A 25,594-nucleotide genomic window follows, 5' to 3' on the forward strand; every position below is an offset into this window, starting at 1 on the left:
CGGACGTGTGGGCGTCACGAAGGGCGACGCAACACGCGCACGCACCCTCTCCTTGTTGGCCGGTATCCGGGCTGGCAGAACAACTGTCGTCGCCTTCCCAGGTGCCTGTTTCAGGGCGCCCAGTGGCTGATTGACGAAAGCGGCGCGCGTGAATGCGCCGTCTGCTGGACCGTTGCGGGGGCAGCGCAGGCCGACCGCGACCCGAAGGGTTCTGGCTCCTGCTTCCCGTTGAACTGCGCCGCGTGAACCGCGGCGCGAGCACCAACGGGGGCGATTCTAAGGGCCCCTACAATCTGCAGCCATGTCCGCACAGAGCCCCATCGACCAGATTGCCGAGCGCGTTGAACGTCTGCTCGTGCGCCACGAAGAAATTCAGCGCACCAACACGCTGCTGCAAGAGCAACTCGAGGCGCTGACGCGCGAACGCGACGCGCTCAAATCGCGCCTCGCCGCCGCGCGCACCCGCATCGACGCCGTGCTCGAGCGGCTGCCGGTCGACCCGCCACAGGATCCCGCCACCCCATGAAACAGCTCGAAGTCCAGATCATGGGGCAGAGTTATCTGCTCGGCTGCCCCGAAGGCGGCGAAGCGCAATTGCGCGAAGCCGTCGAACGCGTCGACCTGGCGATGTGCAAGATCCGCGACGCCAACAAGGTGAAGGCCCGTGACCGCATCGCGGTGCTGGCCGCGCTGAACCTGGCGTTCGACCTGAGCCAGCACCCCGAGCCGGTCGAAGCCGCGGCCGCAGCGCCCGCCGAGGCCGCGCCTGCAGCCGACACCACGCACGATGCCGAGCGCGCCGCGCAGTTGCTGCAACGCCTCGACCAGGCGCTCGCGCGCGACGACCACCTGCTCTGACAAAAAGCCCGTGCTTTCGCATGGGCGAGCTCGATGCAGGCGTAAAATCGCCCCTGTCTGCAGTGCGCGTCGGGCTTAATATTTCCTTGTTCCAATGCTCTCCGGAGCCGGGCTTGGTACATCGCTGGACGGGCGTGATCATCTCGCGTCAGATGAACCCGAAGTCCTGCTGCCCTCGCCCACCTGAACCCTGGTTCAGGATGCGGGTCCGGCGCATCCCACTGCAGACACCTTTTTTCGGGCCTCTTCGTTGAAGAGACCCGCTGCCACGGCCCCTTCAAAAAAGGGGCCGTCGTTTTTTCTGCCGGACCGCCCCCATGCCGCTCGAACCGCTGTTGATCGTCGAACTCGCCCTGCTGGGCATCGGCAGCGGCTTCCTCGCCGGACTTCTGGGCATCGGCGGCGGCATGGTCATGGTGCCCTTCATCACCCTCATCCTCGGCCAGCGCGGCGTCGCGCCCGACCTGGCGGTGAAGATGGCGATCGCGACCTCGATGGCCACCATCATCTTCACCTCGGTCTCGAGCGTGCGCGCGCACCACAAGCGCGGCGCGGTGCGCTGGGACATCGTCAAGCGGCTGTCGCCGGGCATCGTGATCGGCAGCCTGGTGGGCAGCCTGGGCGTGTTCGCGCTGCTCAAGGGCACGGCACTGGCGATCTTCTTCGCGCTCTTCGTCGGCTTCTCGGCCACGCAGATGTTCCTCGACAAGAAGCCCGCTCCCACGCGCCAGATGCCCGGCACCGGCGGACAGCTGGCCGCGGGCGGCCTGATCGGCTTCGTCTCGGGCCTGGTCGGCGCGGGCGGCGGCTTCATCAGCATCCCCTTCATGACCTGGTGCAACATCGCGATCCACAATGCGGTGGCCACCAGCGCCGCGCTGGGCTTCCCGATCGCCGTGGCCAACGTGGCGGGTTACATCCTCAGCGGCACCGCCGTGCAGGGCCTGCCCGCCGGCGCCTTCGGCTACATCTGGTTGCCGGCGCTGGTCGTGATCGCCGCCTGCAGCGTGTTCACCGCGCCGCTGGGCGCCAGGGCCGCGCACAGCCTGCCGGTGAAGAAGCTCAAGCGCGTGTTCGCGAGCGTGCTGTACCTGCTGGCGGCCTACATGCTCTGGAAGGGGCTGAGCGGCTGAGCCGCCGATCCGGCACGAGAATCTTTCATGCGGACGGCCAGCGCCGTTCGCCCAACTCAGGAGCACAACCATGGGCGCACAGTGGAAAGCAAAGCACAAGGACCTGGCCGCCAATGCCAAGGGCCGGGTGTTCGGAAAATTGTCCAAGGACATCATGATCGCGGCGCGCAACGGCGCCGACCCGGCCTCCAACGCACGGCTGCGGCTGGTGGTCGAGCAGGCACGCAAGGTCTCGATGCCCAAGGAAACGCTGGACCGAGCCATCAAGAAGGGCGCGGGCCTGACCGGCGAAGCCGTGCATTTCGAGCACGTGATCTATGAAGGCTTCGCACCGCACCGCGTGCCGGTGATGGTCGAATGCCTGACCGACAACGTGAACCGCACCGCGCCCGAGATGCGGGTGCTGTTCCGCAAGGGCCAGCTCGGCACCTCGGGCTCGGTGGCCTGGGATTTCGACCACCTCGGCATGATCGAGGCCGAGCCCGCCAACGCGGGCGCCGATCCGGAGCTGGCAGCCATCGAGGCCGGCGCCCAGGACTTCGAACCCGGCCATGAAGACGGCGCCACGCTGTTCCTCACGGCCGCGGCCGATCTCGATCTGGTGAGCCGCGCGCTGCCGGCGCAGGGCTTCACCGTGCTGTCGGCCAAGCTGGGCTACAAGCCCAAGAACCCGGTCGATCCGGCCAGCCTGAGCGCCGCCGACCTGGAGGAAGTCGAAGTCTTCCTGGCGGCCATCGACGCCAACGACGACGTGCAGAACGTCTACGTCGGGCTCGCCGGCTGAAGCGTCAAGGCAGCGCTCGGTTCGACCGACCGCTGCCGGTCCGCCACGAGGCTCAGACCTCGACTTCGACGCTCTCCAGGAGATCGAGTGCGCGGATGTCCTCGGCCAGTTGCCGAAGCCGAGTCCAGGCGCTGGCATCGCCGCTGGCGGCCACCAGCAGCAGGTGGGTGTACTCGTCGGTCATGGCGGTCCATTGTTCGAATCTGCTGTCCATGTCTCGGCTCCTTGCTGCGTTGAAGATCGCAGCTAGGGGGCACGGAACGCAAAGTGCGTGCCACGGCCTGCAACCAGCCAAGGCAGCCGCGGGCCACGGGTAAGTCATTGATATGACTCGGTGGCGCCTCCGGCGGACGACGTGCGCGTCACGTTACGACAAAAGGGTACGTACCCGTAACACCTAAGGCAACACCGCCGTGCCAGGGATTCAGCGGCCCCGGATGCGGCTGGCCGCCTGCCACAAACCCGACTTCGCGCTGTCGCGCCAGGCCTGCGCACCGACCGGCGCCGGCGCCATGCCGAAGCGGCCGAGCACGCGGCGCGATGAATGGTTGAAGTTGAGCGCGCGACGCCACGCCATCGACTGGCGCGTGTTGAAGATGATCGACATCGAGATCGACACGTCGTCGGGCCCGTTGCGCACATGGTGGCCGGCGACGAAGGGGATGTGGATGGCCTCGCCCGGCTGGAAGGCGAAGCAGGTGCCCAGCGCGTCGGTCTCCTGCGACCAGCTGAGCCGGGTGTTGGCATAGGACACATAGGCTTCGCGCTGCGCCGAGGTCACGACGCGCTCGTCCCACTGCGGGAACACGGTCACTTCCTTGCTGCCGCGGAACTGCATCAGGAAGGTGGAGTAACGGTCGATGTGAAAGGGCGTGACGCTGTTGGGCGAAGCGATGAACAGGTAGAGCTGGGGGTCGACCGCCTCGGTGCCCACGCCATGGCGTTTCATCAGGCCCTCGACGTCGCCGATCAACTCGCGGTGCAGCGACGCGAAGGACGGATCGACCTCCGGGCCGCTGACCATCACGTAGGAATCGCTGACGCGGATGTTCTCGATGGTCTCCTCGATGCTGCGGCCGGCCGGCTTGCGGCTGAAGGTGCCTTCGAAGTCGTCGCCCTCCTTGAGCCGGCCCATCGAGTACATGACGCGCTTGGGCGGCAGCGCCGGGATCACGCGCGCCAGGTTCTCCAGGCTCAGCGCCGGATGGCCCATGAGCTTGTGCTGGAACTTGAAGGCCTCGCGGTCGAAATGCTCGAACACCGCACCGTCCTCGAAACACTGCATCGCCCACTCCAGTTCTCGCTTGCCGGGGCATGGCGCCGCGCGGCTGCGCCGGATGGCGCGGGCTGGAATGTAGTCCTTTTTACTAACTGCAACAAGTTATTTCGGCACGCCCGTGCCGCGCCGCTCGGCTCCGTCGTAGACGATCACGGCCTTCCCGGCCTCGGCCTGCGCGGTCCAGCTGGCCAGCGCCGCATCGTTGGGAAAGAACTTGGCGCGCTCGCCCAGTTCGAGCTCGACCTTGGCGCCGCCGCGCGCCATCGTCAGCCGCACCGGCAGCCCCTGGCGCAGCTCGCCCACGTCGCTCATCTCGATGCGCGGCGGGAAGTCCTTGACCAGCTGCGCGATGTCCGGCGCCTTGCCGTTGACCGCCACCCGCAGGTAGCGGCCGAAGCGGCAGCGCGCCGCCGCCAGGTCCCAGACCTGCTGCACCTGGAAACGAGCCTCGAAGCCGTTGCGTCCGGGCTGCAGCCGCCCGCTGACGATGACCAGCTCGTCGTCCTTGAGCGTGTTGCGGTTGGCGTTCATCACGGCCTCGTCGGCGGTGGCGTCGATCGCGCCCGACTTGTCGTCGAGCTTGAAGATCGCCAGCCGGCCGCGCTGGCCGTTGATCACGCGCATGTCGCTCACGATGCCCGCGATCACCTGCGGCTCGCGGCCGTCGAGCAGGTCGTCGATCTGGCGCTTGCAGAAGCGCCGCACCTCGTGCGCCACTTCGTCGAACAGGTGGCCCGAGAGGTAGAAGCCGACGGCCGTCTTCTCGTAGGTCAGCCGTTCCTTCACACCCCAGGGCGTGGCATCGATCAGTTCGGGCTCCTGCGAGGCCGAGCCGTGCTCGCAGTCGCCGAAGATGTCGACCTGCGAGGCGTTGGCGGCCGTGGCCGCGGCGAATTCGAAGGCCCGGTCGAGCGAGGCCAGCAGCGACGCGCGGTTCTGCTGGATCGCGTCGAAGGCGCCGGCCTTGATCAGCGCCTCGACCGTGCGCTTGTTGATGCGCTGGCGGTCGATGCGCACGCAGAAGTCGTAGAGGCTGGTGAAGGGCCCGCCCTCTTCCCGCGCCCGCACCACGGCCTCGACCGCGAGCTGGCCGGTGCCCTTGACGGCACCCAGGCCGTAGCGGATCACCTTGTCGGTCACGGGCTCGAAGCGGTAGTTGCCTCGGTTGACGTCCGGCGGCTCGAAGGTCATGCCGAAGTTCTTGACCGCGTCCTCGAACAGCAGCTTGAGCTTGTCCGTGTCGTCCATTTCCACGGTCATGTTCGCGCAGTAGAACTCGGCCGTGAAGTGGACCTTGAGCCAACCCGTGTGGTACGCCAGCAGCGAATAGGCGGCGGCGTGCGACTTGTTGAAGCCGTAGCCCGCGAACTTCTCCATCAAGTCGAAGATTTCGTCGGCCTTGTCCTGCGGGATGCCGTGGGTGGCGAGCGCGCCCGAGCGGAATTTCTCGCGGTGCTCCGCCATCTCCTCGAGCTTCTTCTTGCCCATCGCGCGGCGCAGCAGGTCGGCGCCGCCGAGCGAGTAGCCGCCCAGGATCTGCGCGGTCTGCATCACCTGCTCCTGGTAGACCATGATCCCGTAGGTCTCGGAGAGCATCTCGGCCACCGCCGGGTGCGGGTACTCCACGGTCTCGCGGCCGTGCTTGCGCGCCACGAAGCTGGGGATCAGGTCCATCGGGCCCGGGCGGTACAGCGCATTGAGCGCGATCAGGTCTTCCAGCCGGGTCGGCCGCGCGTCCTTGAGCATGCCCTGCATGCCGCGCGATTCGAACTGGAACACCGCCTCGGTCTTGCCGTCGGAGAACAGCCGGTAGGTGGCGGCGTCGTCGAGCTTGATGTCCTCGTAGTTGAAGTTCTCGCGGCCCTTGTGGCGCTTGACGATGAACTCGCGTGCGATCTCCAGGATGGTCAGCGTGGCCAGGCCCAAAAAGTCGAACTTGACCAGGCCCACGGCCTCCACGTCGTCCTTGTCGTACTGGCTCACGGCCGAGTCGCTGCCCGGCTGCTGGTAGAGCGGACAGAAGTCGGTGAGCTTGCCCGGCGCGATCAGCACGCCGCCGGCGTGCATGCCGATGTTGCGGGTCATGCCTTCGAGCTTCTGCGCAAGCTCGACCAGCATCCGGACTTCCTCTTCCTTCTCGATGCGCTCCTTGAGCTGCGGCTCCATCTCGATGGCGTAGTTGTTCTTGTCGCCCTCGATCTTCTTCTCGGGCGGGTATTGCAGCGTGACCGACATGCCGGGCTTGTTCGGAATCAGCTTGCTGATGCCGTCGCAGAACATGTAGCTCATGTCGAGCACCCGGCCCACGTCGCGGATCGCGGCGCGCGCGGCCATGGTGCCGAAGGTGGCGATCTGGCTGACGGCGTTGCGGCCGTACTTGTCCTTCACGTAGTCGATCACGCGGTCGCGGTTGCCCTGGCAGAAGTCGATGTCGAAGTCGGGCATCGAGACGCGTTCGGGGTTCAGGAAGCGTTCGAACAGCAGGTTGTATTCGAGCGGGTCGAGGTCGGTGATCTTCAGCGCGTAGGCCACCAGCGAGCCCGCACCCGAGCCCCGGCCCGGGCCCACCGGGCAGCCGTTGCCCTTGGCCCACTGGATGAAGTCGCCCACGATCAGGAAGTAGCCGGGGAAGCCCATCCCCAGGATGGTGTTGATCTCGAACTCGAGCCGCGCCACGTAGCGCGGCCGCTCGGCATCGCGCTTGGCCACGTCGGGGTAGAGGTGTTTGAGCCGGACTTCCAGGCCCTCGAAGGACTCCTGGCGGAAGAAGTCGCCGATCGGCATGCGCTGGCCTTCGGACACGAAGGGCGTCGGGAAGTCCGGCAGCTGCGGCTTGCCCAGCACCAGCGTCAGGTTGCAGCGCTTCGCGATCTCGACCGTGTTGGCGATCGCGCTGGGCACGTCGGCGAACAGCGCCTCCATCTCGGCGGCCGACTTGAAGTACTGGTCGCGGGTGAACTTGCGCACGCGGCGCGGGTTGCCCAGGATCTCGCCCTCGGAGATGCAGACGCGCGCCTCGTGCGCCTCGTAGTCCTCGGCGGCGCCGAACTGCACCGGGTGCGTGGCGACCACCGGCAGCTTGAGCCGTGCGGCCAGCTGCACCGCGGCGATCACGTGCGGCTCGTCCTCGGGCCGGCCGGCGCGCTGGAGCTCGATGTAGAAGCGGTGCGGGAACAGGCTGGCCAGCTGCAGCGCGAGCTCGCCCGCGCGTTCGGCCTGGCCCTGCAGCAGCGCCGCGCCCAGCGGCCCGGCCTGCGCGCCCGACAGCGCGATCAGGCCGCCGTTGAGTTCCTGCAGCCAGGCCAGCTTGCAGGCCGGCTGGGACTGGCCCCGGCCGACGTTCTGCGTCCAGGCCCGGGCCAGCAGTTCGGACAGGTGCAGGTAGCCCTCGGTGTTCTGCACCAGCAGGATGATCCGGGTCAGCGCGCCGGACTCGGCGCCCAGGCCCTCGATGAAGACTTCGGCGCCCAGCACCGGCTTGATGCCGGCGCCGCGCGCTTCCTTGTAGAACTTGACGCCGCCGAACAGGTTGTTCAGGTCGGTGATGGCCAGCGCGGGCTGGCGGTCGGCCTTGGCGGCCGCGACGACTTCGTCGATGCGGTTGGTGCCGTCGACGACGGAGAATTCGGTGTGCAGACGCAGGTGGACAAACATCGCGCCATTGTAGGAAGCCGGGCCGCCCGCGCCGGGAGCGGGCGGGGCTGCATTGTGTTAGGGCGTACCGTCGACGCCCAGCCGCGCCGCCAGGTCGGCCAGCGCCTTCCAGCCGCCCTCGCCCAGCGTGATGTGCGTGGCATGGCGCGCCCGGTTGCGCGCCTCGTACTCGCCCGGGTACTGCACGCCCTCATCCGCGCCCAGGCCGGGCTGCGGCGGGCAGGACAGCAGATAGTCGATGAAGGCGCCGGTCTCGTGCGCCTGCCAGGCCGCCGCGCCCGCGCGCGCCGGGTCGAACACCAGCGCGAACAGGTTGTTGGTCGCCAGGCCGCCGCGCGGATGCTCGGGCTGGATCGTGCCGCCGCCCGACAGCACGCCGGCCAGCAGTTCGGCCACCACGCCCAGCGCGTAGCCCTTGTGGCCGCCGAAGGGCAGCAGTGCGCCCGGCGGGTCGGCGAACATCACGGCCGGGTCGGTGGTGGGCCGGCCCTGCCCGTCGATCAGCGCGCCCGTCGGCGCCGGTTCGCCCTCGTCGGCCAGCACGCGCGCCTTGTTGAGCGCGATGGTGCTGGTCGCCATGTCGACGATCAGCGGCGGCCGGCCGTCGGGCAGCGGGCTCGCGAAGCACAGCGGGTTGGTCGTCATGCGCGCCTGCGCGCCGCCGAAGGGCGCGACCATCGGCGGCCGGTGCGTCACGTTGGTGAAGGCCATGAACACCATGCCGGCCGCCGCCACCTGCTCGCCGTAGTGGCCCATGCGGCCCAGGTGGTGGCTGTCGCGCAGCGTCACGATGCAGTGCCCGTGCCGGCGCGCGGCCTCGATGGCCGAGGCCATGACCTGCTTGCCCACGAACTGGCCAAAGCCACGGTGGCCGTGCCAGGCCTGCAGGCTGCCGGTGTCGTTGAGCAGTTCGGGCCGCGCGCTGCCGTCGAGCTCGCCGTCGGCCAGCGCCTTGGCGTAGCCCGGCAGGATCGAGACGCCGTGGCTGGCGTAGCCCACGCGATCGGATTCGACCAGGTGCAGCGCCACGTCACGGGCGATGTCCTCGGGCACGCCCTGCTTGCGCAGCAGGTTCTCGACGAAGCGCAGGGCGGCGGGGATGGCGAGGCGGATGCTCATGCGGTGTTTTCCAGGAAATGGCGCCGGACGGGCAAAGGCCCATGCTAGGCCGTCCGAAGACGCCCCGCCTTGCGCCAGGTCAAGTATCTGGCGCCGAGGCCGGCCGCCCGGCGCTTCTACAATTCCGCCCGTGCTTCCCATCCTCAACATCGCCGCGTATCTCTTCAGCGCCATTGAAGACCCCCTCACCCTGAAACCCGTGCTGCTGGCCAGCGCGCAGGCCCGCCAGCTGATGGGGACCATCCTGCTCGCGCCCGAGGGCATCAACCTTTTCCTCGCCGGCGCGCCGGACGAGGTGCGGGCCTTCGTCGACGAACTGCGCGCCGACCCGCGCTTCGCCGCGCTCGAGACCAAGGAAAGCTGGTCGGCCGCACAGCCCTTCCGCCGCATGCTGGTGAAGGTCAAGCGCGAGATCATCCGCATGGACCATCCCGCGATCCAGCCGGCCGCGGGGCGCGCGCCGGGCGTCGAGGCCGAGACGCTCAAGCGCTGGCTGGACCAGGGGCATGACGATGCGGGCCAGCAAGTGGTGCTGCTCGACACGCGCAACGCCTTCGAGGTCGACCACGGCACCTTCGAGGGCGCGATCGACTGGCGCATCGAGAAATTCACCGAATTCCCGCAGGCGCTGCTGGACCACCGCGACGAGCTCGCGGGCAAGACGGTGGTGAGCTTCTGCACCGGCGGCATCCGCTGCGAGAAGGCAGCGATCCTGATGCGCGAACAGGGCGTGGAGAACGTGCTGCAGCTCGAGGGCGGCATCCTCAAGTACTTCGAGACCATCGGCGGCGCGCACTACCGCGGCGACTGCTTCGTGTTCGACGGCCGCCGCACGCTGGCGCCCGACCTGAGCGCCACCGGCAACGCGGCCAGCGCGCGGGCCGCGGAAGACCCGGACCTGGCGATCAAGGGCTGAGCTTGTCTTGCTCCCTCTCCCTCCGGGGAGAGGGAGGGGGTGAGGGCATGCAGCCTCTGCAGAGGCGCATCGTCGAGCGACCGCCGCCGCCCTCACCCTGCCCTCTCCCAAAGGGAGAGGGAAAAGAAAATCAGGCCGGCGTGGTCCCCGTGTCCGGCGCCGGACTCTGTACCTGGAACGGATGCCCCGGCAGCGGGATGAACTCGGTCTCGCCCGGCACCTGTCCCATGCGCTGCGCGGCCCAGTCGTCGCCGGCCTGCAGGATGCGTTCGCGCCGGCTCGAGACGAAATTCCAGGTGATGTAGCGCGGGCCGTCGAGCGGCTCGCCGCCGATCACCATCAGGCGCACCGCGGTGTCGGCGCTCAAGGTCGCGCCCTGCCCGGCCGGCAGCGAGGCCATGGTGTGGGCCTCGACCGCCACGCCGTCGATGCGCACATCGCCGTCGACCGGATACACCGCCAGTTCGGGCGCCAGCGCCGGCAGCACGAAGGACGTGCCCGCAGGCAGCGCGATGTCGAGGTACAGCGTGGGCGCGAAGGTCTTGACGGGCGAGCGCAGGCCGAAGGCCTCGCCGATCAGCACACGCACCCGCGCGCCCTGTTCGTCGACCTCGGGAATCGCATCGTTCGCGGTGTGCGTGAAGCTGGGCTCGACCTCCTCGAAGGCCTGCGGCAGCGCGGCCCACAGCTGCAGGCCGTGGTTGACATATTCATCGCCGCGCAGGCGTTCGGGCTTGCGTTCCGAATGCACGATGCCGCGACCCGCGGTCATCCAGTTGATCGCACCGGGCAGGATCTCCTGCACGCTGCCGAGGCTGTCGCGATGCATCATCGCGCCCTCGAAGAGATAGGTGACGGTGGCCAGCCCGATGTGCGGGTGCGGGCGCACGTCGTGCTGGGTGTCGGGCGTCTCTGTGGCCGGCCCGAAATGGTCGAAGAAGACGAAAGGCCCGACCGATCGGCGCTGCGCCGACGGCAGCAGGCGGCGGACCTTGAAGCCGCCACCGAGGTCCTTGTCGTGGGGGCGAAGCAGCGTGGGGGCAGTCATTTCTATCGTTCCTTCATGGTGTGCGTGCAGCGGTCACCTGGGCCACGCGTTCGCCGAAGACGCGCGCGGTGTCGAGGTCGCCCTTTGAAATTTCGGCCGGGCTGGCGTCGGAGGGCGAGACCGTCAGCAGGCCGCCGTAGCCGCCCACGTAGTTGAGCGCGTCGCGGCGCGCGGCCTTGTCGTTGGCCGGATGGATGCCCATGCTGATCCACAGGCCGCCATGCTGCATGGCCAGGGTCCAGAGATAGCCCAGCGTCGTGACCTTGTCGCCGTTCATGGTCGCGCTGTTGGTGAAGCCCGCGAAGAACTTGTCCTTCCAGCCTTCGGCGTACCAGACCTTGGACGAGGCATCGGCGAATTTCTTGAACTGCCAGCTCACGCCGCCCATGTAGGTCGGCGAGCCGAACACGATCGCATCGGCTGCGGCCAGGGTTTCCCAGCCGCCGGCGGCCAGGTTGCCGTCGGCGTCGATGGCGATCAGCTCGGCACCCGCCCCGTCCGCCACCGCCTGCGCCACGCGCTGGGTGTGGCCATAGCCGGAATGGAAAACGACGGCGATGCGGGGCATGGGAATCCTCTCGAAAAATAAGGCGCAGCTTAGCGCTTGTCGATGCTGAGGCGGCCCGGACCGAAGGCCCAGACGACCAGCAGGCCACCGACCACGGCGATGTTCTTGAAGAACATCAGCTGGTTCACGAAGGCCTTGTCGGCGGCCATGGCCCAGTAGTTGTGGAAGGAAAAGGTGGCGACCAGCGTGAACAGCGCGATGCCGATGGCGGCCCAGCGCGTCTTGAAGCCGACCAGCAGCGCCAGGCCCAGGCCCAGTTCGACAAGGATCGCGACCACGGCCGCGACCTGCGGCAGCGGCAGGCCGACCGAGCTGATGTAGCCGACGGTGCCGGCAAAGCCCATCAGCTTGCCGAAGCCGGCAGGGACGAACAGCGCGGCCAGCAGGATGCGGCCGACGAGCGCGGCGACGTCCTGGCTGCCGGAGGTGGTGACGCCCGTCGGGCGGGTGGCGGTGATGGTGGACATGAAAAAACTCCTCGGTTGAAAAAATGAAAAGAGAGAAAACGGGTCAGAACGGGCGAAGGAACCGTCGCGAGCGCCCCGAGCCTGCATCGAGGACCGGAGCCGCACTCCCGTGCGGTGAGGACCGCAGATGCGGGATCGGGGTGCGCAGCAGGTTCATTCGCTCGTTCTCAGGCGGCGAGATCGAACACCAGCACTTCGGCATCCTTGCCACCGGCCAATGCCAGCTGCGCCTCGCCTTCGAGCATCGCGGCGTCGCCGGTCACCAGCTTGCGGCCGTTGACCTCGAGCTCGCCGCGCACCAGGTGCACATAGCTCTTGCGCGCCGGGTCCAGCGTCAGCGCCGCCGTCTCGTCGCCATCGAGCAGCCCGGCGTAGAGCCGCGCATCGGCATGCACCGTGACCGAACCCTCGCTGCCGTCGGGCGAGGCCACCAGCCGCAACCGGCCGCGCTTGTCGGCCGCGTCGAACTGCTTCTGCTCGTAGCCGGGTGCGATGCCGCGTTCGTTGGGCAGCAGCCAGATCTGCAGGAAGTGCGTGGTCTCGTCCTTCTTGTGGTTGAACTCGCTGTGCATCACGCCGCGGCCCGCGCTCATGCGCTGGACGTCGCCGGGCGGGATGCTCTCGATGTTGCCCATGCTGTCCTTGTGCGCCAGTTCGCCCGACAGCACATAGCTGATGATTTCCATGTCCTTGTGGCCATGGGTGCCGAAGCCCGCGCCGGCCGCGACGCGGTCTTCGTTGATCACGCGCAGGTTGCCGAAGCCCATGTGCGCCGGGTCGTGGTAGCCGGCAAAGGAAAAGCTGTGGAAGGACTTGAGCCAGCCGTGATCGGCGTAGCCACGTTCCTGGGATTTGCGAATCGTCAACATCGTTGAACTCCTGGGCCCTGGGGCCTCTTTCGAAGAGCCGCGCCGTGTGCGCAGCGGATGTCTGTAACTTTAGGGCGCCGGATCGGTCCTGCAGTGGCCCGCGTTTGATGGCACCATTCAATTTTTTTGAATGAACGAAAAACCATGCCCAATGCCCGCGATGTCCTGACGCCCGAGGCGCTCGCCATGCTGCAGACGGTGGTCAGCGCCGGCAGCTTTGCGGGCGCGGCCCGGGTACTCGACCTGGTGCCCAGCGCGCTGAGCTACCGGGTGCGCCAGATCGAGGACGCGCTCGACGTGCTGCTGTTCGACCGCAGCGCGCGCCAGGCCCGGCTCACCGAGGCCGGCGCCGAGCTGATGCGCGAGGCGCCGCGCCTGCTGGGCGACGTCGAGGCCGTGGCCAACCGCGTCAAGCGCGTGGCGACCGGCTGGGAACCGCTGCTGACCATCGCGATCGACAGCGTGATCGCGCGCGACCCGATGCTCGACCTGGTGGGCGCCTTCTACGCGCTCGAGCCGCCGACGCGCCTCAAGCTGCGCGACGAGACGCTGCTCGGCACCATCGAGGCGCTGGCCAGCGGCGAGGCCGACCTGGCCGTCGGTTCGGTGCTCGACGCCGCCGCCCTGGGCTTCACCGCGCCGTCGATCCGCACCCGGCTGCTGGGCGAGCTGCGCTTCGTCTATGCGGTGGCGCCGCACCATCCGCTGGCGGCGCTGCCGCAGCCGCTCGACGACGCCACGCTGCGCGCGCACCGCGCGGTGGCCGCGGCCGACTCCTCGCGCGCCGGCCCGCGCATGACGGTCAACCTGATCGGCGGACAGGACGTGCTGACCGTGCCCACCATGCAGGCCAAGCTGTCGGCACAGCTGCACGGCCTGGGCGGCGGCTTCCTGCCCGAACCCATGGCACGGCCCTACATCGAGGCCGGCCACCTGGTCGAACTGCGCACCGAACGCGTCCAGCCCGTGGGGCAGATGCACCTGGCCTGGCGCGTGCGCAGCAATGCGCCACCGGGCCGCGCGCTCGAGTGGTGGCTGGCGCAGTTCGAGCATGAAGGCACGCGCCGCGCGCTGCTCGAACGGCATCGCGGCCGCTGAGCATCGCGCAAGCCGATGTAGAGTCAGCCTCGTCATCGCCCCGTCACCGTTCGCCACCCAGAAAGAGACCCGTCATGCGCACCACCCAGCCCGCCGACCGTCATCGAAACCCCGCCACCGCCCCCCGCCACTTCGCCATCGTGGGCGCCGGCATGGCCGGCGTGGCCTGCGCGCGCACGCTGCTGCAGGCCGGCCACGAGGTCACCGTGTTCGAAGCCGAGGCGAGCCCCGGCGGCCGCATGACCAGCGAATCGACGGCCTTCGGCCGCTTCGACAGCGGCGCCCAGTACTTCACCGTGCGCGACGAGCGTTTCGCGCTGGCCCTGCAGACCGCCACGAAGATCTGCCGCCCCTGGAGCGCCAACCTGGTGCGCGTGCTCGACCCGCACGGCCGCGTCGCCGAAGCCGCGCTGCCCGCGCGCGACCCGCACTACGTGGCCCAACCCGGCATGGACGCGCTGGTGGCGCACTGGGCCGAGCCGCTGGGCCAGCGCCTGGTGACCGGCGCCCAGGTGCTGCAGATCGAGCCCGACGCGCTCGACCGCAGCCGCTGGCAGCTGCGCACCGAGGGCGATGCGGCGCCGGTGCACTCCGGCTTCGATGCCGTGCTGCTGGCCGTGCCGCCTGCGCGTGCGCGCCTGCTGCTGGGCCGCAGCAAGATCGCGCCCACGCTGGAGCGCAACATCGCCAAGGTGCAGGCCTCGCCCTGCTGGACCTTGATGATCGCCTTCCCCCAGGCCAGCCAGCCCACGCTGCCGCACCTGGGCCCGCAATGGAACGCGGCGCGCAGCACACACCACCGCGTGGCCTGGCTGGCGCGCGAGTCGTCCAAGCCGGGCCGCGAGCCGGTCGAGCGCTGGACGCTGCAGGCCAGCCCGACCTGGTCGCAGGAACACCTGCGCGACGACGCCGCGCGCGTCGAGGCCAAGCTGCTGCGCGCCTTCTCCGAGATCACCGGCATCCACGCCACGCCCAGCTACGCACGTGCCCGCTGCTGGCCCGAAGCCCAGACCCAGGCCCCGCTGGGCAAGCCGCACCTGTGGGACGCCAAGACCCGCATCGGCCTGGCCGGTGACTGGTGCATGGGGCACAGGGTCGAGGATGCCTTCCTGTCGGGCCTGTCGCTGGCCCTGGCGGTGATCTAGCGCCCGCCGCGCCGACCGCATGCGCGGCCGCTTCGCCCCTTCCCCGACCGGCCCGCTGCATGCGGGCTCGCTGGTCGCCGCGCTGGCCAGCTGGCTCGACGTGCGCGCCCGCGGCCCGAACGCGCAATGGCTGGTGCGCATCGAGGATGCCGACACCGAACGCTGCCTGCCCGGCATGGGCACGCACATGCTGCGGCAACTGGCCGCCTGCGGCCTGCGGCCCGACGAGGCGCCGGTCTGGCAGACCCAGCGCACCGCGCGCTACGAAGCCGCGCTGGAGGCGCTGCGCACCGAAGCGCTGGCCTACCCCTGCGGCTGCTCGCGCAAGGACATCGGCGAGGCGCTGGCGCGGCTCGGCCAGGCGCCCGAGCGCCATGGCGAGCGCGTCTATCCCGGCACCTGCCGCGACGGACTGCACGGCAAGCCCGCGCGTGCCTGGCGTTTCGCCACGTCCAAGGTCGATGCCGAAGTGCGCTGGACCGATCGCCGGCTGGGCCCGCAGCAGCAGGACGTGGCGCGCGAGGTCGGCGACTTCGTGCTGCGCCGTGCCGACGGACCCTGGGCCTACCAGCTCGCGGTGGTGGTCGACGATGCCGAACAGGGCGTGACCGACGTGGTGCGCGGCGAAGACCTGGCCGACAACACCGCGCGCCAGATCCTGCTGCAGCGCGCCCTCGGTTTTCCCACGCCCAGCTACCTGCACACGCCGCTGGTGCGCGGCGCCGACGGCGACAAGCTGTCCAAGCAGAACGGCGCCAGCGCGCTCGACACCGGCACGCCGCAGGCGGCCCTGGCCGCGCTCGATCGGGCCGCGCGCGTGCTGGGCCTGCGCCCCACCCCGGCCCTGGATTGCGCGGCCGCCTTGGGCGGCTGGGTGCCCGAATGGCGCGCTCTCTACAATTCGCGGCCCTCATGAACTTCCCCGACACCGTGCCCCACGACCTCCCGCCCAGCGAAGACGCGCCCGCCACCGACGATGGCGCCCCTGGCGACAGCAGCCCCGACGCGTCCCTGCCGCATCCGCTGCACCGCCGCCTCAAGAGCTTCGTGAAGCGCGCGGGCCGCACCACCGACGGCCAGGCGCGCGCGTTCGCCGAACTGGGCCCGCTGTTCCTGCTGCCCTACACGCCCGAACCGCTGGACCTGACAGCGGCCTTCGGCGGCCGTGCCGCCCCGACGGTGCTGGAGATCGGCTTCGGCATGGGCGAGGCGACCGCGCACATCGCGACCGTGCTGCCCGAGACCAACTTCCTGTGCTGCGAGGTGCATGAACCCGGCGTGGGCGCGCTGCTCAAGCGCATCGGCGAGCAGTCGATCCCGAACATCCGGATCTGCGCGCACGATGCGGTCGACGTGCTCGACCACATGCTGCAGCCCGGCACGCTGGCCGGCGTCCACATCTTCTTCCCCGACCCCTGGCACAAGAAGCGGCACAACAAGCGCCGCCTGATCCAGGCCGAGTTCGTGACCAAGCTGGCTCAGCACCTGCAGCCCGGCGGCTATCTGCACTGCGCGACCGACTGGCAGCCCTACGCCGAGCAGATGCTCGAGGTGCTGTCGCAGGAGCCGCTGCTGCGCAACACGGCCGAGGCGTATGCCGAGAAGCCGCACTACCGGCCGCTCACCAAGTTCGAGAACCGCGGCCTCAAGCTGGGCCACGGCGTCTGGGACCTGGTGTTCCAGCGCGCCTGAGGCGCGGCCGCTTCAGTCCTCGAGGCGGAAGCGGAACGGCACCTGCACCTGGTGGCGCACGGCACGCCCCTGGGCATCGCGCGCGGGTTCGTAACGCCACTGGCGCACCGCTTCGACCACGGCCGCATCGAACAACGGGTGCGGCGTGCGCAGGATGCGCACGGTCTCGGGCACGCCCTGCGTGTCGATGAAGAAGCTCGCCACCACCGTGCCGTCGATGCCGCTCTCGGTCAGTGCCGCCGGAAAGACCGGCGCCGGCCGGCGCAGCGGCACGGGCAGCACGACAGCCGCCTGGGCCGGCGGCGGCGCAGGGGCCACGGCGACCACCGGGGGCGCAGCCTGCTCGACGGCGATCGTCGGCGGATGCGCGATCGGTCCCGCGGACGGCGTGGGCGCCTCGTCGTCGATCGGAGGTTTCCGGGGCATCGTGCAGCCGGCCAGCACGATGGAGAGCAGGAGTGCCGAGAGGATCGGCGTCGGGAGTGAACGGGAGGACATCCCGCATTATCGGAAGGAGGCCGATGCGGCCCGAGGCCTCAGCCCGCCGACGCGGCTGCGCGCCGATCGGCGGCCAGCAAGGGCATGCGGATCGTGAAGCGCGTGCCGCCCCGCGCCGAGCTGTCGGCGCTGATCTCGCCGCCCTGGCGCAGCACCAGCATGTGCACGATGGACAGGCCCAGGCCCGAGCCGCCCGTGGCGCGCGAGCGCGAGTTGTCCGAGCGCTGGAAGCGCTGGAACAGGTTCTGGCACACGTCCTCGGGCAGGCCGGCGCCGGCATCGCTGATCGCCAGCACCGCCGTGCCCGCCTTGGCGTCCGATCGCAGGCGGATGCCCAGCCAGGCCCCGTCGCGCGCATAGCGCAGCACGTTCTCGGTCAGGTTCGAGATCACCTGGCGCATCCGGTCCGGATCGGCATGGACCCACACATGCCCTTGCCCGATGTCGAGCTCCGGCACGATGCCGTGCTCGGCCAGCCGGCTGGCATAGCCGGCCACGGTGTCCTGCACCAGCACCGCCAGGTCCACCTTCGCGGTCTGCAGCGACAGGCCGCCGGCGTCCGCCATCGACAGCATGTGCAGGTCGTCGACCAGGCGCCCCAGGTGCTCGACCTGGTCCAGCAGGGTTCTGAACTCCGCGCCGTCGGCCGGAATCACGCCGTCGCACACCGCATGCAGGCGCGCGCGCAGCACGGCCAGCGGGGTGCGCAGCTCGTGCGAGACCGCCGCCGCGGTGGCCTTGCGCTCGCGCTCCAGCTGCTCCAGCGCATCGGTCATGTGGTTGAAGTCGTTGACCATGTCCGCCATCTCGCCGCGCTCCCGGCCGGGCTCGGCACGCACCGAGAAGTCGCCCAGCGCCACGCGCTGCGCGGCCTCGGCCATCGAGGCCAGCGGCAAGGTGACGAAGCGCGAGACCCAGAAGCCGGCCGCCAGACCGAAGGGCAGGCACACCAGCAGGCCGATCAGCAGCGACCACTTCTCGCCGAACAGCAGGTCGCCGCGCCAGTACTGGCCGTAGATCTGCATGGCACGTGGGCTGTCTTCCTGGGCCCGGTCCTGCAGCACGTCCAGCTCCTGCTGCACGTTCTCCGGCAGGCTGCCGTAGAAGCCCCGGTACTGCAGCTCGGAGAACAGCATGACGCTCGCCCCCAGGATCGCGATGGTGACCAGCACCGTGGCGGCGATCCAGAGCCCGAAGCGGATCCAGATGCGGTCTAGGGCCCGGGCCATAGGCGGTAGCCGATGCTGCGGACCGTCTCGATGAGCCCGTCCTGGCCGGCATCCTGCAGCTTGCGCCGCAGCTTGCTCAGGTGCGAGTCGATCACCCGGTCGAGCGCGTCGCTCTCGGGCAGGCAGGTCTCGATCAGGTGGCTGCGCGAGAAGCAGCGGCGCGGCTGGCTGGCCAGGCAGGCCAGCAGCCGGAATTCGGTGAGCGTCAGCGGCAGCGGGTGCAGCGTGCCGTCGTCGTCGACGGTCGAGGCGCCATGGGCCTCCATGTCCACCACCAGGCGCCCGACGCGGATCGGCGCCGGCCGCGCCTCGACCGGACGGGCACCGGTGCGGCGCAGCACGGCGCGCACCCGCGCCACCACCTCGGCCGGGCTGAAGGGCTTGACCACGTAGTCGTCGGCGCCCATGCGCAGGCTCAGCAGCTTGTCGACGTCGTCGGCGAGCGCGGTCACCATGATCACGGGGGTGTCGCTGTCGCTGCGGATGGCCTTGAGCACGTCCACACCGTCCATGCCCGGCAGATGGATGTCGAGCAGCACGATGTCGGGCCGAAGCTGGCCGAACAGGCGCAGCGCCGAGGGGCCGTCGACCGCCCGCTGGGTGCGCATGCCGTCGCGCTGCAGGTAGGCCACCAGGATGTCGGCGATGCCCGACTCGTCCTCGACGACCAGCGCCAGCGGTCCGGGGTCGGAGGCCGGGCGGGGGGGGATGGGGAGCGCAGCGGGTCTGGAGTCGGTCACGGGGAAGCGGGGTCGCGGACGCGTTGGAGCACAGGGATGGCGATTATCCCTTCCGCCGCACACGCGTGCGCGATGCCCCCAAACGACCATTCCCGGCCATCGTCTCCACGCGTTCTCCACACAAACTGCAAAGCCACGCAAAGTCGCCGCGGTCCAATCCAGGGTGGTTTTCTCACGTCCTGCCGCTTTGCCCCGTCCTTTTCTCGCTGCCCCGCTGCTTGTGTGCCAAGCCGTCCTGCTTTGCGGCCTGGCCGGATGCACCGCCGTGGCCGTGCCTCCGCTGCCCGACGGCGTGCCGGCCGGATGGCGGCAAACCCCGCCGGCGGCCGACAAAGCGCTCGCGCCCGACCTGCACAGCTGGTGGAAGACGCTGGGCGACCCGCAGCTCGACGCGCTGGTCGACCGGGCGCTGGCGCAGAACCTCGGCGTCGCCCAGGCCCGCGCCCGGCTGCGCGAGGCGCGGCTGCTGGCCGGACAGGGCAACGCGCAGTTCAAGCCCTCCCTGTCGGCAAGTTCGCGGTCCGTGCAGGACATCTCCGCGACCGACACCTATTTTCAGGCCAGCCTGGACGCCGTCTGGGAGCTGGGCCTGTTCGGCGGGCGCGAATCGGCCGAAAAGGCGGGCCAGGCCGGCATCGACACGGCCACGGCAAACAGCATGGACGCGCGGGTCTCGACCGTGGCCGAGGTCGTGCGCCGCTACACCGACCTGCAGGCCGCGCGCACGCAGCAAGCGCTGATGGACCAGGTGGTGGCCCTGGACCGGCGCACGCTCGAACTGATCGACCTGCGCCGCCGTCAGCGCATCGGCTCGCCCGACGACCAGCACCAGGCCACGGCCCGGCTGGCCCAGGCCCGTGCCCAGCAGAGCCAGCCCCGGCAGGCGGCCGACCGCGCCGCGCAAAGCCTGGCCGTGCTGCTCGGCCAGGCCGAACCCGACAGCGCCTGGACCACCCTGCCCGCCGCGGCGCCGCGCACGCCCCTGCCGGCCTTCGCGCTGCAGCAGGTGCCGGCCGACCTGCTGCGCTACCGCCCCGATGTGCGCCGCGCCGAAGCCGAGGTCCTGAAGACGGCCGCCGCCCTGGGCAGCGCGACTGCCGCGCTGTACCCGCGCGTGACGCTGGGCGCCTCCTTCCTGTATGCGTACAACCTCACGCAGCACCGCCCGCGCAGCACCGTCGACGACGTCCCCGCGATCGGGCCCGCCATCGACATCCCGCTGTTCGACTGGGGCCGCCGGCGCGCCGCCGCCGATGCGCAGCAGGCCGCGCTGGATGCTTCGCTGCTGAACTACCGCCAGACCGTGCTCGAAGGCGTGGCCGATACCGAATCGGCGCTGGGCGCCCTGCAGCAGGCCCGCGAGAACAGCGACCGGCTGCGGGAGGCGCAGCAGGCGCTGGCGCGCAGCGCGCAGGCCCAGGCCACGCTGGTCAGGCTGCGCCTGGGCAGCGAACTGGACCGCATCGCCACCGAGCGCGCGGCGCTGCAGGTGGCGCTGGAACAGGCCGGCGCCGAAAGCAGCCAGACCCTGGCCTTCATCGCGCTGTACAAGTCGCTGGGCGGCGCCCCGCTGCCGACCGACGAAGAGAACACCCCCCTGGTCAGCGCCATGCCGTGGCAGGAGCGCAGCCCATGATCGCGCTGGCCCGCAAGACCATGGTCTACGAATGGCGGCGCTTCGCGCCCGCCGTGTTCGCGGTCGGCTTCTCGGGCGTGCTGCTGGCCGTGCAGGCCGCGCTGGTGCTGGGCATCTTCGGCAGCGCCTCGGTGTACGTGACGGCCTCGTCGGCCGACCTGTGGGCCGGCTACCCCGGAACGCAGAGCGTCAACTTCGGGCGCGACATCGGCCCCGACATGGAGATGTACCTGCGCATGGACCCGGATGTGGTCGACGTCGAGCCCTATCTGTGGGTCGAAGGCGACTGGCACGGCACCACGCGCACCGGCGGCGTGCCGGTCTTCGTCTCGGGCATCCGCACCAACGACGACGCCATGATGTTCTCGCATCTGCTGCCGCTCTCGCGGCGCGCACAGCTGCGCGAGCCCAATGCGGTGATCGTCGACCGCTCCGATCTCGAACAGCTGGGCACGACGGTGGGTGGCCATGCCTGGATCAACGGACACCGCGTGCAGATCGTGGCGGCGCTCTCGGGGCTGCGCGCGCTCGGGGGCGTCAACGTGCTGGCCTCCCAGGACACGGCGCGCCGGCTGCAGGCCGCCGAGTCGGCCGCGGGCACGCCGTATTTCGTGGCCCGGCTGCGCGATCCGGCGCTGGCCGTCGCCGCGCAGGCCCGCCTGTCGGCGGTGCCGCCCGGCTTCGGGCCGCTGAGCGTCTGGACCGCCGACGCCTTCGCCAAGCGCTCGCGCTTCTACTGGATCTTCGACACCGGCGCCGGCATCGCGGTGCTGTTCATGGCTGCCATCGTCTGCCTCGTGGGCGCCGTGCTGACCAGCCAGGCGTTGATGGCGGTGGTGGCCTCCTCGGCGCGCGAGTACGCCATGCTCAACGCCCTGGGCGCCAGCCTGCGCGCGCTGAGCCGGGTGGTGCTGGAGCAGGCCTGCTGGATCGGCGGCATCGGCCTGCTGATGGGCACCGCGGCCAGCGCACTGCTGCTGTGGGTGGCCTCGCGCTACGACGTGCCGGTCAGCATGAACTGGACGGTCGCCATCGGATGCGCCGTGCTGGTGCTGGGCCTGGCCGTGATCTCCGGACTGTTCGCCGTGCGCGGCCTGCAACGCGCCGAACCGGCCATGCTGCTGCGATGAAAAGCCCGGCCCGTCCCCACGCCAGCCCGAGCCTGGAAGCACGCCAGGTGAGCAAGTCCTTTCTCTCGGGCATGGTCCGCGTGCATGTGCTGCAGGCCCTGTCGATCGACATCTACGGCGGCGAGCTGACGCTGATCTCCGGCCCCTCGGGTTGCGGCAAGAGCACGCTGCTGTCGCTGCTCAGCGGCCTGCAGTCGCCCGACGCCGGCCAGGCCTGGGCGCTGGGCGAAGACCTGGGCACCATGACCAAGCGCCAGCTCGAGCACTTCCGCCTGCAGCACACCGGTTTCGTGTTCCAGGGCTTCAACCTGTTCGCCGCGCTCACCGCCCACGAGCAGGTGCAGCTGCCGCTGGGTTACCTGGGCCTGGACAAGCGCCGCTCGGCCACGCTGGCCCTCGAGGCGCTCGACGAGGTCGGCATGGCGCACCGGGCCAACGCCTACCCCGCACAGATGTCCGGCGGCGAGAAGCAGCGCGTCGCCATCGCACGGGCGCTGGCCAAGGAGCCGCAGCTGCTGTTCGCCGACGAACCCACCAGCGCGCTCGACGCCGAGAACGGCCAGAAGATCATCGACATCCTGCATCGCATCGCCCGCAACCACGGCACCACCGTGCTGTGCGTCAGCCACGACCCGCGCCTGGTACGGCACGCCGACCGCGTGCTGACCATGGAAGACGGCCTGATCCGCAACGACTGGCAGTCCGCCGGCACCCCCATTCCCGCCGTGACCACGGCAGCCTCCGCATGAAGTCCTCCCTGTCCCGATACGCCCTGCCGGCCTCGATGCTGGCGCTGGCCCTGGCCATGACCGGCTGCTCGGACCACGGCAGCACCAGCGTCGCCGCCGCCGCGCCCGCACCGGCCGCGGGCCCGCGCGACGTGGCCATGGCGCGCGGCAAGGTCGAAGTCCAGGGCGGCCTGCTCGACGTGCTGACGCAGCAGGACGGCCTGGTCGAGAGCGTGGCCGTGCGCGAAGGCGATGAAGTCAAGCGCGGCCAGACGCTGCTCAAGCTGGTGTCCGACCAGGCCAGGCTCGACGTGAGCATGGCCGAGGCCGAACTGCGGCTGGTCCAGGCGCGCCAGCGCGCCCAGTCCGCCCGCCTGCCCGCGGCCCGCCAGCTGGCGCTGCGCACCGGCGAGGCCGCCAAGGCCGGCGCGCTCGATCCGCAGCGCGCCGACGAGGCGCTGCAGGCCCGCAGCGACATCGAATCCGCGGTCGCCGTGCTCGAAGCCGAGGCCGCGGTGGCCCGGCAGAAGCTGATGCAGGCCGAACGCGCCGTGCAGCGCCAGACGCTGACCGCGCCGATCGACGCCCGCGTGCTCCGGCTCCAGGTGCAGCCCGGCGCGCGCGTGGCCTCCCAGGCCACGCGGCCGCTGATGGTGCTGCTGCCGCACCGCCCGCTGACCGTGCGCGCCGAGCTCAACGAAGCCTATGTCGCCAACGTCAAGCCCGGCATGCGCGCCAGCGTGCGCCTCGACGGCGACACGCAGGGCGCCTCGCAGGCCGCCTACCCCGCGCGCGTGGTGCGCATCAGCCAGGCCTACGGCGCCAGCCGGCTCGACGACGACGCGGCGGCGCGCAACGTGCGGGTGGTGGAGTGTTTTCTGGAATTCGACCCGCCGGTGCCTGTGCTGCGCCTGGGTCAGAACGTAAGGGTGAGTTTTCATGAATAAAGTCATCAGGATCCGGCCATCGGCCACGCTGCAGCGCAACGCCCCCTCCCCGGGCTGGACGGTGCAATGCGATTTCGACGGCACCATCGCGGTCGACGACGTCACCGACACGCTGTTGCAGCGCTTCGGTCGCCCCGGCTGGGAGGCACTGGAAGCCGCCTGGGAAGCCGGCGAGATCGGCTCGCGCGAATGCATGAAGGGCCAGGTCGCGCTGCTCGACATGAGCGCCGACGAACTCGACGCCCACCTCGACGCGCTGCCCATCGACCCGCATTTCGGCGCCTTCGTCGAAGCGGCACAGCGCCACGGCATGCCGGTGCAGGTGGTCAGTGACGGCATCGACTACGCGATCCGCCGCATCCTCGGCCACCACGGCCTGGGCAACCTGCCGGTGATGGCCAACCACCTGGTGCAGACCGGCGAGCGCAGCTGGCAGCTGCAGTCGCCCCATGCCAGCGCGGCCTGCGTGCGCGCCAGCGGCAACTGCAAGTGCGAGCGCCTGGCCGAGCAGCGCCCCGTGCACGGCAAGGTGCTGTTCGTGGGCGACGGCAGCTCCGACTTCTGCGTCTCGGGCAAGGCCGACTTCGTGCTGGCCAAGGCCCGGCTCATCACCTACTGCCAGGAACAGCACATCGCCCACGCGCCCTACGAGCATTTCGGCGAGGCCCTGGCGCTGATGGAAGACATCACGGCCCCCATCCGCATGACGGCATGACGGCATAGCGGCATGCGCACAGGGCCGCCCGCCCGCAGTGCGCCGCACGAAGGTATTTCAATGAGCCCGGACATCTGCATCACCCCCCACGAGTTCTTCCTCGCCGGCCATGGCGCCCATGCGTCCACCGGCGTCATGCTGGTGCACGGCCTGACCGGCACGCCCAATGAAATGCGGCTGCTGGGCAAGGGCCTGCAACGCGCGGGCTTCACGGTCTACGGCGTGCAGCTGGCCGGCCACTGCGGCACCCAGGAGGACCTGGTGCGCACCCGCTGGCAGGATTGGGCCGCCAGCGTGCACGCCGGCGCCGACCGGCTGCGCACACAGGTCGATCGCCTGGTGGTGATGGGCCTGTCGATGGGCGCGGTGCTGGCGCTGGAGCTGGCCGAAGAGCGGCCGGAACTCGTCGATGGCGTGGGCGCGCTGTCCACCATGTTCTGGCACGACGGCTGGAGCATCCCGTTCTACACGCGGCTGTCCTTCCTGCTGCGCCCGTTCCGCGCACTGGGCATCGGCCGCAACAAGCTGTTCATGGAGCAGCCGCCCTACGGCATCAAGGACGAGGCGCTGCGCAAGCGCGTCGTCGAGCAGATGCAGTCCGGCGACAGCGCCGCCGCGGGCCTGCCCGGCAACCCCTGGTACTCGGTCATCGAGATGCGCGCGCTGTCCGACCAGGTGCGCCGCCAGCTGGGCCGTGTGCGCGCACCCTGCCTGGTGCTGCACGCCACCCACGACGACATCTCGAGCCTGGCCAATGCCCGGCTGATCGAGCGCAAGGTCCAGGGCCCGGTCGAGATGGTGCTGCTGCACGACAGCTACCACATGATCACCATCGACCGCGAACGGCGCACCGTGACCGCGCGCGCCGTGGACTTCACCGCCCGCATCGCCGCGCCGCGCGGCGCCGCCGTGCCGCAGCCGGCCGACGCCTTTGCCCACCGCGCCACAGACGGCTCGCTGGCCACATGAGCAGCGAACTGACGCCGCTGGTGCTCACGCTCTGGGTGCTGAACGTGCTGGTCGACAGCGGCGGCCAGCTGGCCTTCAAGGCCGCCGCCGGCGATCCGCGCGCGGGCGACGGCCTGGCGCGCTGGGCCTTCATGGCGCGGCGCCCCTGGCTGTGGGTGGGCGTGGGCTGCTATGTGGCCGAGTTCGTGCTGTGGCTGGCCTTCCTGTCGCTGGTGCCGCTGTCCGAAGGCGTGCTGCTCGGCTCGATCAACATCGTCGCGATCATGATCGCCGGGCGCTATCTGTTCGCCGAGAAGCTCTCTCGCATGCGCGTCGCAGGCATCCTGCTGATCTCGATCGGCGTCACCATCGTCGGCTGGCACGGAGGCTGAA

27 protein-coding genes and 1 riboswitch are annotated in these 25,594 nt (G+C 70.0%); of the genes, 16 read left to right on the forward strand and 11 right to left on the reverse strand.

The features are described from left to right. Nucleotides 1–40: 40 nt before the first annotated feature. Nucleotides 41–281, reverse strand: a riboswitch (cobalamin riboswitch). 20 nt (nucleotides 282–301) lie between these two features. The 4 genes from K0H49_RS24685 (at nucleotide 302) to K0H49_RS24700 (ending at nucleotide 2,775) form a co-directional block, all read left to right on the forward strand. Further along, nucleotides 302–526: a DUF904 domain-containing protein gene (locus tag K0H49_RS24685; RefSeq protein ID WP_219218242.1), complete on the forward strand. Its 225-nt coding sequence runs from the start codon at nucleotides 302–304 to the stop codon at nucleotides 524–526. Beyond that, a complete protein-coding gene (locus tag K0H49_RS24690; protein ID WP_219218244.1) occupies nucleotides 523–858 on the forward strand; it encodes a cell division protein ZapA in 336 nt (111 codons plus the stop codon). Before K0H49_RS24685 ends, K0H49_RS24690 begins: the two co-directional genes overlap by 4 nt. A gap of 317 nt (nucleotides 859–1,175) precedes the next feature. Then, nucleotides 1,176–1,991, forward strand: coding sequence for a sulfite exporter TauE/SafE family protein (locus K0H49_RS24695; RefSeq protein ID WP_219218246.1), 816 nt, complete (start codon nucleotides 1,176–1,178; stop codon nucleotides 1,989–1,991). 70 nt (nucleotides 1,992–2,061) lie between these two features. After that, the gene (locus tag K0H49_RS24700) at nucleotides 2,062–2,775 is read left to right on the forward strand and encodes a YebC/PmpR family DNA-binding transcriptional regulator (RefSeq protein WP_219218248.1); all 714 of its coding nucleotides are present in this window, start codon (nucleotides 2,062–2,064) and stop codon (nucleotides 2,773–2,775) included. Nucleotides 2,776–2,827: 52 nt separating this feature from the next. Here K0H49_RS24700 and K0H49_RS24705 read toward each other — a convergent pair whose 3' ends face one another. From K0H49_RS24705 to K0H49_RS24720, 4 genes are all read right to left on the reverse strand, one after another. Beyond that, a complete protein-coding gene (locus K0H49_RS24705) occupies nucleotides 2,828–2,989 on the reverse strand; it encodes a hypothetical protein (protein WP_219218250.1) in 162 nt (53 codons plus the stop codon). A gap of 210 nt (nucleotides 2,990–3,199) precedes the next feature. Then, a complete protein-coding gene (locus K0H49_RS24710; RefSeq protein WP_219218252.1) occupies nucleotides 3,200–4,060 on the reverse strand; it encodes a cupin-like domain-containing protein in 861 nt (286 codons plus the stop codon). Nucleotides 4,061–4,156: 96 nt separating this feature from the next. Further along, nucleotides 4,157–7,708, reverse strand: coding sequence for a DNA polymerase III subunit alpha (gene dnaE, locus K0H49_RS24715; RefSeq protein WP_219218262.1), 3,552 nt, complete (start codon nucleotides 7,706–7,708; stop codon nucleotides 4,157–4,159). Nucleotides 7,709–7,765: 57 nt separating this feature from the next. Continuing rightward, complete coding sequence (locus K0H49_RS24720) at nucleotides 7,766–8,821, reverse strand: Ldh family oxidoreductase (RefSeq protein ID WP_219219162.1); 1,056 nt, start codon at nucleotides 8,819–8,821, stop codon at nucleotides 7,766–7,768. Nucleotides 8,822–8,957: 136 nt separating this feature from the next. Between K0H49_RS24720 and K0H49_RS24725 the strand changes: the two genes are divergently transcribed. Continuing rightward, a complete protein-coding gene (locus K0H49_RS24725) occupies nucleotides 8,958–9,743 on the forward strand; it encodes a sulfurtransferase (protein ID WP_374122412.1) in 786 nt (261 codons plus the stop codon). Between the two features lie 130 nt (nucleotides 9,744–9,873). On the opposite strand, the gene K0H49_RS24730 is transcribed toward K0H49_RS24725, so the two are convergent. The 4 genes from K0H49_RS24730 to K0H49_RS24745 form a co-directional block, all read right to left on the reverse strand. Then, entirely contained in the window at nucleotides 9,874–10,791 is a 918-nt protein-coding gene (locus K0H49_RS24730; RefSeq protein WP_219218266.1) for a pirin family protein, read from the reverse strand. 13 nt (nucleotides 10,792–10,804) lie between these two features. Continuing rightward, entirely contained in the window at nucleotides 10,805–11,359 is a 555-nt protein-coding gene (locus K0H49_RS24735) for a flavodoxin family protein (RefSeq protein WP_219218269.1), read from the reverse strand. A 29-nt stretch (nucleotides 11,360–11,388) separates the two neighbouring features. Continuing rightward, a complete protein-coding gene (locus tag K0H49_RS24740; RefSeq protein ID WP_219218280.1) occupies nucleotides 11,389–11,826 on the reverse strand; it encodes a DoxX family protein in 438 nt (145 codons plus the stop codon). Between the two features lie 167 nt (nucleotides 11,827–11,993). Then, a complete protein-coding gene (locus K0H49_RS24745) occupies nucleotides 11,994–12,695 on the reverse strand; it encodes a pirin family protein (protein WP_219218282.1) in 702 nt (233 codons plus the stop codon). Nucleotides 12,696–12,839: 144 nt separating this feature from the next. Here K0H49_RS24745 and K0H49_RS24750 point away from each other — a divergent pair, with 144 nt between their 5' ends. The 4 genes from K0H49_RS24750 to trmB all read left to right on the forward strand — a co-directional run bounded on the left by K0H49_RS24750 (nucleotide 12,840) and on the right by trmB (nucleotide 16,630). Beyond that, nucleotides 12,840–13,793: a LysR family transcriptional regulator gene (locus K0H49_RS24750; protein ID WP_219218284.1), complete on the forward strand. Its 954-nt coding sequence runs from the start codon at nucleotides 12,840–12,842 to the stop codon at nucleotides 13,791–13,793. Between the two features lie 74 nt (nucleotides 13,794–13,867). Further along, nucleotides 13,868–14,938, forward strand: a complete 1,071-nt coding sequence (locus K0H49_RS24755) for an NAD(P)/FAD-dependent oxidoreductase (protein ID WP_219218293.1) — start codon at nucleotides 13,868–13,870, stop codon at nucleotides 14,936–14,938. A 19-nt stretch (nucleotides 14,939–14,957) separates the two neighbouring features. After that, a complete protein-coding gene (gene gluQRS, locus K0H49_RS24760; RefSeq protein ID WP_219218295.1) occupies nucleotides 14,958–15,854 on the forward strand; it encodes a tRNA glutamyl-Q(34) synthetase GluQRS in 897 nt (298 codons plus the stop codon). Then, nucleotides 15,851–16,630 (forward strand): tRNA (guanosine(46)-N7)-methyltransferase TrmB, encoded by a 780-nt coding sequence (gene trmB, locus K0H49_RS24765; protein ID WP_219218297.1) that lies wholly within the window; start codon nucleotides 15,851–15,853, stop codon nucleotides 16,628–16,630. Before gluQRS ends, trmB begins: the two co-directional genes overlap by 4 nt. A gap of 12 nt (nucleotides 16,631–16,642) precedes the next feature. Here trmB and K0H49_RS24770 read toward each other — a convergent pair whose 3' ends face one another. The 3 genes from K0H49_RS24770 to K0H49_RS24780 are packed head-to-tail and all read right to left on the reverse strand — an operon-like array spanning nucleotide 16,643 to nucleotide 19,097. After that, on the reverse strand, nucleotides 16,643–17,128 hold the full coding sequence (locus tag K0H49_RS24770) for an energy transducer TonB (RefSeq protein ID WP_219218299.1): 486 nt from the start codon (nucleotides 17,126–17,128) through the stop codon (nucleotides 16,643–16,645). A gap of 38 nt (nucleotides 17,129–17,166) precedes the next feature. Continuing rightward, nucleotides 17,167–18,357, reverse strand: a complete 1,191-nt coding sequence (locus K0H49_RS24775) for a sensor histidine kinase (RefSeq protein WP_219218301.1) — start codon at nucleotides 18,355–18,357, stop codon at nucleotides 17,167–17,169. Further along, the gene (locus K0H49_RS24780; RefSeq protein WP_374122413.1) at nucleotides 18,342–19,097 is read right to left on the reverse strand and encodes a response regulator; all 756 of its coding nucleotides are present in this window, start codon (nucleotides 19,095–19,097) and stop codon (nucleotides 18,342–18,344) included. The genes K0H49_RS24775 and K0H49_RS24780 overlap by 16 nt, the downstream gene beginning before the upstream one ends. A 265-nt stretch (nucleotides 19,098–19,362) precedes the next feature. Here K0H49_RS24780 and K0H49_RS24785 point away from each other — a divergent pair, with 265 nt between their 5' ends. Genes K0H49_RS24785 through K0H49_RS24815 form a run of 7 tightly spaced genes read left to right on the forward strand, consistent with a single transcriptional unit; the run spans nucleotide 19,363 to nucleotide 25,593 of the window. Beyond that, the gene (locus tag K0H49_RS24785) at nucleotides 19,363–20,733 is read left to right on the forward strand and encodes an efflux transporter outer membrane subunit (protein WP_219218313.1); all 1,371 of its coding nucleotides are present in this window, start codon (nucleotides 19,363–19,365) and stop codon (nucleotides 20,731–20,733) included. Next, nucleotides 20,730–21,863: an ABC transporter permease gene (locus K0H49_RS24790; RefSeq protein WP_219218314.1), complete on the forward strand. Its 1,134-nt coding sequence runs from the start codon at nucleotides 20,730–20,732 to the stop codon at nucleotides 21,861–21,863. Before K0H49_RS24785 ends, K0H49_RS24790 begins: the two co-directional genes overlap by 4 nt. After that, entirely contained in the window at nucleotides 21,860–22,612 is a 753-nt protein-coding gene (locus tag K0H49_RS24795; protein ID WP_219218316.1) for an ABC transporter ATP-binding protein, read from the forward strand. Before K0H49_RS24790 ends, K0H49_RS24795 begins: the two co-directional genes overlap by 4 nt. Continuing rightward, nucleotides 22,609–23,538, forward strand: coding sequence for an efflux RND transporter periplasmic adaptor subunit (locus tag K0H49_RS24800; protein WP_219218318.1), 930 nt, complete (start codon nucleotides 22,609–22,611; stop codon nucleotides 23,536–23,538). Before K0H49_RS24795 ends, K0H49_RS24800 begins: the two co-directional genes overlap by 4 nt. Further along, complete coding sequence (locus K0H49_RS24805) at nucleotides 23,531–24,253, forward strand: MtnX-like HAD-IB family phosphatase (RefSeq protein ID WP_219218328.1); 723 nt, start codon at nucleotides 23,531–23,533, stop codon at nucleotides 24,251–24,253. The genes K0H49_RS24800 and K0H49_RS24805 overlap by 8 nt, the downstream gene beginning before the upstream one ends. 60 nt (nucleotides 24,254–24,313) lie before the next feature. Further along, nucleotides 24,314–25,222, forward strand: coding sequence for an alpha/beta hydrolase (locus tag K0H49_RS24810; protein WP_257625116.1), 909 nt, complete (start codon nucleotides 24,314–24,316; stop codon nucleotides 25,220–25,222). Continuing rightward, entirely contained in the window at nucleotides 25,219–25,593 is a 375-nt protein-coding gene (locus K0H49_RS24815; RefSeq protein ID WP_183027033.1) for an EamA family transporter, read from the forward strand. The genes K0H49_RS24810 and K0H49_RS24815 overlap by 4 nt, the downstream gene beginning before the upstream one ends. Nucleotide 25,594: the final 1 nt, after the last annotated feature.

The organism is Variovorax boronicumulans, assembly GCF_019352895.1.
In the GTDB taxonomy this organism is placed as follows: Bacteria; Pseudomonadota; Gammaproteobacteria; order Burkholderiales; family Burkholderiaceae_C; genus Variovorax; species Variovorax boronicumulans_A.

Coding starts and splice junctions, on each gene's coding strand:
- K0H49_RS24685 (WP_219218242.1), top strand. CDS start 302: ATGTCCGCACAGAGCCCCATCGACCAGATTGCCGAGCGCGTTGAACGT.
- K0H49_RS24700 (WP_219218248.1), top strand. CDS start 2,062: ATGGGCGCACAGTGGAAAGCAAAGCACAAGGACCTGGCCGCCAATGCC.
- K0H49_RS24735 (WP_219218269.1), bottom strand. CDS start 11,359: ATGCCCCGCATCGCCGTCGTTTTCCATTCCGGCTATGGCCACACCCAG.
- dnaE (WP_219218262.1), bottom strand. CDS start 7,708: ATGTTTGTCCACCTGCGTCTGCACACCGAATTCTCCGTCGTCGACGGC.
- K0H49_RS24710 (WP_219218252.1), bottom strand. CDS start 4,060: ATGCAGTGTTTCGAGGACGGTGCGGTGTTCGAGCATTTCGACCGCGAG.
- K0H49_RS24750 (WP_219218284.1), top strand. CDS start 12,840: ATGCCCAATGCCCGCGATGTCCTGACGCCCGAGGCGCTCGCCATGCTG.
- K0H49_RS24705 (WP_219218250.1), bottom strand. CDS start 2,989: ATGGACAGCAGATTCGAACAATGGACCGCCATGACCGACGAGTACACC.
- K0H49_RS24730 (WP_219218266.1), bottom strand. CDS start 10,791: ATGACTGCCCCCACGCTGCTTCGCCCCCACGACAAGGACCTCGGTGGC.
- K0H49_RS24690 (WP_219218244.1), top strand. CDS start 523: ATGAAACAGCTCGAAGTCCAGATCATGGGGCAGAGTTATCTGCTCGGC.
- K0H49_RS24775 (WP_219218301.1), bottom strand. CDS start 18,357: ATGGCCCGGGCCCTAGACCGCATCTGGATCCGCTTCGGGCTCTGGATC.
- K0H49_RS24770 (WP_219218299.1), bottom strand. CDS start 17,128: ATGTCCTCCCGTTCACTCCCGACGCCGATCCTCTCGGCACTCCTGCTC.
- K0H49_RS24740 (WP_219218280.1), bottom strand. CDS start 11,826: ATGTCCACCATCACCGCCACCCGCCCGACGGGCGTCACCACCTCCGGC.
- K0H49_RS24800 (WP_219218318.1), top strand. CDS start 22,609: ATGAAGTCCTCCCTGTCCCGATACGCCCTGCCGGCCTCGATGCTGGCG.
- trmB (WP_219218297.1), top strand. CDS start 15,851: ATGAACTTCCCCGACACCGTGCCCCACGACCTCCCGCCCAGCGAAGAC.
- K0H49_RS24790 (WP_219218314.1), top strand. CDS start 20,730: ATGATCGCGCTGGCCCGCAAGACCATGGTCTACGAATGGCGGCGCTTC.
- K0H49_RS24745 (WP_219218282.1), bottom strand. CDS start 12,695: ATGTTGACGATTCGCAAATCCCAGGAACGTGGCTACGCCGATCACGGC.
- K0H49_RS24810 (WP_257625116.1), top strand. CDS start 24,314: ATGAGCCCGGACATCTGCATCACCCCCCACGAGTTCTTCCTCGCCGGC.
- K0H49_RS24695 (WP_219218246.1), top strand. CDS start 1,176: ATGCCGCTCGAACCGCTGTTGATCGTCGAACTCGCCCTGCTGGGCATC.
- K0H49_RS24755 (WP_219218293.1), top strand. CDS start 13,868: ATGCGCACCACCCAGCCCGCCGACCGTCATCGAAACCCCGCCACCGCC.
- K0H49_RS24815 (WP_183027033.1), top strand. CDS start 25,219: ATGAGCAGCGAACTGACGCCGCTGGTGCTCACGCTCTGGGTGCTGAAC.
- K0H49_RS24805 (WP_219218328.1), top strand. CDS start 23,531: ATGAATAAAGTCATCAGGATCCGGCCATCGGCCACGCTGCAGCGCAAC.
- gluQRS (WP_219218295.1), top strand. CDS start 14,958: ATGCGCGGCCGCTTCGCCCCTTCCCCGACCGGCCCGCTGCATGCGGGC.
- K0H49_RS24795 (WP_219218316.1), top strand. CDS start 21,860: ATGAAAAGCCCGGCCCGTCCCCACGCCAGCCCGAGCCTGGAAGCACGC.